Here is a 4,742-nt window from a genome sequence, read left to right as displayed (position 1 = left end):
AATAAAACCGCGCGGGTATGGGACTAGGCGGTGTAAACCCGAGTCTAAAGCGCGGGGGGCTAACGGGTTGGGTTGTGGTTTTTTGTTGGGGGGGGGCGGGGGGGGGGGGGGTGGTTGTTGGCGGCGGGGGGGGGGGGGGGGTGGCCCCCCCCCCGCCGCGCCCCGCCGCGGCTCTACAATTGAGACATGTCTTTCCAACCCGAACCCACCCTGCGTCAGGTCGTAGCCGACGCCAGTGCCCGCTTGGGCGGTGTCGACGCCCGCCACGAAGCCGAACTGCTGCTGCTGCATGTACTGCAGCGCCCGCGCAGCTGGCTGTTCGCCCATGCCACCGATCCGCTGGCCGCCAATGACCAGGCCGCCTTCGAAGCCTTGCTGGCCCGCCGTGTGGCCGGTGAGCCGGTTGCCTACCTGACCGGGCGCCGCGGTTTCTGGACGCTGGACCTGGAGGTCGACCCGGCCACGCTGATCCCGCGCCCGGAAACCGAGCTGCTGGTCGAGTTGGCGCTGGAGCGACTGCCGCCGGACCAGGCGTTGCAGCTGGCCGACCTCGGTACCGGCAGCGGTGCGATCGCACTGGCACTGGCCAGCGAACGGCCCCGGGCACAGGTGCTGGCCACCGATGCCAGCCCGGGGGCGCTGGCCGTGGCCGCGCGCAATGCCGCCCGCCATGAACTGGACAACGTCCGTTTCGCCGAGGGCGGGCACGACTGGTATGCGCCGCTGCAGGGCGTGCGCTTCGACCTGATCGCCAGCAATCCGCCGTACATCGCCAGCAACGACCCGCACCTGGAACAGGGCGACCTGCGCTTCGAACCGTCTACCGCGCTGGCCTCGGGCATGGACGGCCTGGATGACATCCGCCGCATCGTCGAGGGTGGCCAGGCCCACCTGCGGCCCGGCGGTTGGTTGCTGATCGAGCACGGTTGGGACCAGGGCGCCGCGATCCGGGCACTGTTCGAGGCGACGGGATTTGCCGAGGTGCAGACCGTGCAGGACCTGGAGCAGCGCGACCGCATCACCCTGGGCCGGCGTCCGGCCTAGAATGGAGGTTCTCCTGCCCCGGCAGGGCATCACCCTGGAGCTGCAAGCATGCGTACGCTGTACCCCGCCATCACCCCCTACGACGTCGGCACCCTGAAGGTCGACGACCGCCACACGCTGTACTTCGAACAGTGCGGCAACCCGGAAGGCAAGCCGGTGGTGATGCTGCATGGTGGCCCGGGTGGCGGCTGCAGCGACAAGATGCGCCAGTTCCACGACCCATCCAAGTACCGCATCATCCTGTTCGACCAGCGCGGTGCTGGCCGTTCCACCCCGCACGCGGATCTGGTGGACAACACCACCTGGGACCTCGTCGCCGATATCGAGAAGCTGCGCGAGCACCTGAAGGTCGATCGCTGGCAGGTGTTCGGTGGCAGCTGGGGCTCGACCCTGGCCCTGGCCTATGCCGAAACCCACCCGCAGCGCGTGACCGAACTGGTCCTGCGCGGCATCTTCATGCTGCGTCGCTGGGAGCTGGAATGGTTCTACCAGGAAGGCGCCAACCGCCTGTTCCCGGATGCGTGGGAGCACTACCTCAAGCCGATCCCGTCGGTGGAGCGTCATGACCTGATCTCGGCCTTCCACCGCCGCCTGACCAGCGACGACGAAACCACCCGCCTGGAAGCGGCCAAGGCGTGGGCGGTGTGGGAAGGCGCGACCAGCTTCCTGCATGTGGATGATGACTTCATCAACAGCCACGAAGACCCGCATTTCGCGCTGGCGTTTGCCCGCATCGAGAACCACTACTTCGTCAACGGCGGCTTCTTCGAAGTGGAAGACCAGCTGCTGCGCGACGCGCACCGCATCGCCGACATCCCGGGCGTGATCGTGCACGGCCGCTACGACGTCGTCTGCCCGCTGGCCAATGCCTGGGATCTGACCAAGGTGTGGCCGAAGGCGAAGCTGGAAATCACCCCGGCCTCGGGCCACTCGGCGTTCGAGGCCGAGAACGTGGACGCGCTGGTGCGCGCCACCGATAGCTTCGCGTAATGCCCCGGGGTCAGATCCCTTTCCCACGGAAAGGGCTCTGACCCCAGCCAGGAACCCATCCACGCATGGCGTGGATCTACCAGTCCCCAGCCAGCAACGCGTCGGCCAGTACCTGCAGTTTCGGCGAATGCTGGCGCGACGGCGGGTAGATCAGTGACAGCGCGCGGCTGCGGCCTTCAAACGGCTGCAGCACGCGCAGCAGGCGGCCGTCGGCCAAGGCGTCGGCCACCGCGAAATCCATCACCTGCACGATGCCGATGCCGGCGATCGCCGCTTCCACCAGCGGATCGCCGCTGTCGAACACCATCCGCGCCGGTGGCGTGAAGTCGTGAAGCTGGCCGTCCTGCAGGAACTGCCAGTCCACCAGCCGGCCACTGCGCAGGTTGCGCACCGCCAGGCAGGCATGATCCCGCAAGGCGGCCACATCGTCGGGCGCGCCACAGCGGTCGAGGTAGTCCGGGCTGGCCACCGTCACCCAGCGCAGCGGCCGCAGTGGCCGCGCGACGATGCGCTGGTCGGCAATGACGCCGGTGCGCAGCGCGGCATCGAAGCCTTCCTCGACCAGATCGACCAGGCGGTCGTTGAGCACGGCTTCCACCTGCAGTTGTGGGTGCTGCTGCAGCATCGGCCCCAGCAGCGGTACCAGCACCTTGCGCCCGAACATCGAGGGCGCACTGATCTTCAGGGTGCCCGAGGGCGTGCACGGACGGTCGGCCAACTGGCGTTCGGCGTCTTCGAGACCGCACAGCAGGGGCGCGACCTGATCGACGAACTGGCGACCATCCGGGGTCAGTGCCACGTTGCGGGTGTTTCGCTGCAGCAGCTTCACCCCCAGCGTGGCCTCCAGCCGACTGATCGCGCGCGACAGGCCTGACTGGCTCAGGCCCAGCTGCCCGGCGGCGACGGTGAAACTGCGTGCTTCGGCCACCTGCACCAGCATGCGCACGGCATTGAGGTCCATCGAGGTTCCATTCATGCTGAAAATCATGACAGATATGGCCGGAAAGGGGTTTATTGATAGCTCTGCATCAATGAGACTGCGCTCCCCCACAGCACCGGACCGTCGATGCCTCCCCTCAAGTACCCGCGCTGGGCGCTGGCCCTGCTGGCCACCGCCCAGCTGATCATCGCCCTGGACGCCACCATCATCTTCGTCGCCCTGCATGACATGGGGCGCGCGCTGGAGATCAACGCACAGCAGCTGCAATGGGTGGTCAGTGCCTACACCGTGGCCTTTGGCGGCAGCCTGCTGCTGGGGGGCCGTGCCGCCGACCTGATCGGCCGTCGCCGCTTCTACCGGCTGGGCATGCTGCTGTTCGCACTGGCGTCGCTGCTCGGCGCGCTGGCGCCGAACGCCACCCTGCTGATCATCGCGCGTGCGGCGCAGGGCATCGGCGCGGCATTGCTGTTCCCGGCCACGCTGGCGCTGATCAACACGTTGTATGCGGAAGGTCCGGTGCGCAACCGTGCACTTGCGATCTGGAGCATGGCCAGCGCGGTGGGCCTGGCGCTGGGCACGCTGCTCGGTGGCGTGCTGACCCAGGCGTTCGGCTGGCCGGCGGTGCTGGCGGTGATCGTGCCGCTGGCCACCACCTGCGCGGTGGCTGCGGGTGCGTGGTTGCCGGCCGATGGCCCGCGTGCGCAGGGCCGCTCGTTCGATCTGGCCGGCTGCATCACCGTCACTGCCGGCGGCAGCCTGCTGGTCACTACCCTCGTGCAAGGGCCGGAGTGGGGCTGGACTGCGCCGGCCACGCTGGGCTGCCTGCTGCTGTCGGTGCTGCTGCTGGTGGCGTTCGTGCAGATCGAACAGCGCAGCCGCGATCCGCTGATGCAGTTCGCGTTGCTGCGGCTGCCCGGACTGCGCGCGGCACTGGGCCTGACCTTCGCCTTCATGAGCAGCTATGGGGTGCAGTACTACTTCATGGCGCTGTACTTCCAGGACGGCTACGGCTGGAGCCCGCTGCAGGCCGGCCTGGCGTTCCTGCCCGCCACTGCGGTGTGCACGGTCGGCATCCAGCTGGCCGAGTGGACGCTGCAGCGCTGGAGCGCGCGCAAGGTGCTGGTGATCGGGCAGCTGGCCGGCGCCATCGGTATCGCCTGGGTGGCCGCGACGCTGCCGCACGGCGCGAACTTCTGGCCGCTGCTGCCGGGCGTGGTAGTGCTGAGCATCGGCCAGGGCATGACCTGGACCTCGATGTGGATCGTGGCCGGGCAGGGCGTGCCGTCCGCACAGCAGGGTGTTGCATCTGGCATGGCGGCGACCGCGCAGCAGATCGGTGGTGCGCTGGGCCTGGCCGTGCTGGTGATGGTGGCCAATGCCGATGCCGGTACAGCCGGTTCGCCGAGTGCACTGGCCGGGCTGGTGCGCGCCGAATACGGTGCCGCCTTGTTTTCACTGTTCGGCGTGGTGATCGCGCTGGGCCTGCGCCCGGCACCGGCCGAATCGGCCGCCACCGTCTGCCCGGCCAACGAGGCATGATTGAAGGGGTTGCCGTGGGGGGATGTGCCGCGCCTGTGGTAGTGGGGGGCGGCGGGGGGCCCCCCGCCGGGGGGGGGTTCCCTTAGGATTTTTCGGCCCGGGGCCCCCCCCCCCCACCTCTCTAACCAAAACTCCCCCTACAACCCCCCAACAAAAACATATTTTTTAGGCGCGCCGAGATCGAGGCCAGCTCGGGGGCGGCCGGGGTCGGGGGGCTCTGTTTAGTGGT

Annotated in this window: 4 protein-coding genes; 3 read left to right on the top strand and 1 reads right to left on the bottom strand. The window is 68.5% G+C overall.

Annotation, left to right across the window (positions count from 1 at the left end; translation table 11 throughout):
- Positions 1-186: 186 nt before the first annotated feature.
- Both prmC and pip read left to right on the top strand, forming a co-directional pair.
- A complete protein-coding gene (gene prmC / locus WDC87_RS18160) occupies positions 187-1,044 on the top strand; it encodes a peptide chain release factor N(5)-glutamine methyltransferase (protein WP_252745292.1) in 858 nt (285 codons plus the stop codon).
- 48 nt (positions 1,045-1,092) lie between these two features.
- Complete coding sequence (pip, locus tag WDC87_RS18155; RefSeq protein ID WP_088497418.1) at positions 1,093-2,034, top strand: prolyl aminopeptidase; 942 nt, start codon at positions 1,093-1,095, stop codon at positions 2,032-2,034.
- A 76-nt stretch (positions 2,035-2,110) separates the two neighbouring features.
- Here pip and WDC87_RS18150 read toward each other — a convergent pair whose 3' ends face one another.
- Positions 2,111-2,995: a LysR family transcriptional regulator gene (locus WDC87_RS18150; protein ID WP_111008009.1), complete on the bottom strand. Its 885-nt coding sequence runs from the start codon at positions 2,993-2,995 to the stop codon at positions 2,111-2,113.
- A 105-nt stretch (positions 2,996-3,100) separates the two neighbouring features.
- Between WDC87_RS18150 and WDC87_RS18145 the strand changes: the two genes are divergently transcribed.
- On the top strand, positions 3,101-4,513 hold the full coding sequence (locus tag WDC87_RS18145; protein WP_072167902.1) for an MFS transporter: 1,413 nt from the start codon (positions 3,101-3,103) through the stop codon (positions 4,511-4,513).
- Positions 4,514-4,742 lie beyond the last annotated feature (229 nt).

This window comes from Stenotrophomonas maltophilia group sp. Smal12, assembly GCF_037079935.1.
Classification (GTDB): domain Bacteria; phylum Pseudomonadota; class Gammaproteobacteria; order Xanthomonadales; family Xanthomonadaceae; genus Stenotrophomonas; species Stenotrophomonas sepilia.
Note: the sequence above shows the minus strand (reverse complement) of the source record. Positions and strands in the feature narration are given on the sequence as shown.

Excerpts from the sequence above, each read along its gene's own strand:
- WDC87_RS18150 (WP_111008009.1), bottom strand. The coding sequence starts at position 2,995 with ATGGACCTCAATGCCGTGCGCATGCTGGTGCAGGTGGCCGAAGCACGC.
- pip (WP_088497418.1), top strand. The coding sequence starts at position 1,093 with ATGCGTACGCTGTACCCCGCCATCACCCCCTACGACGTCGGCACCCTG.
- prmC (WP_252745292.1), top strand. The coding sequence starts at position 187 with ATGTCTTTCCAACCCGAACCCACCCTGCGTCAGGTCGTAGCCGACGCC.
- WDC87_RS18145 (WP_072167902.1), top strand. The coding sequence starts at position 3,101 with ATGCCTCCCCTCAAGTACCCGCGCTGGGCGCTGGCCCTGCTGGCCACC.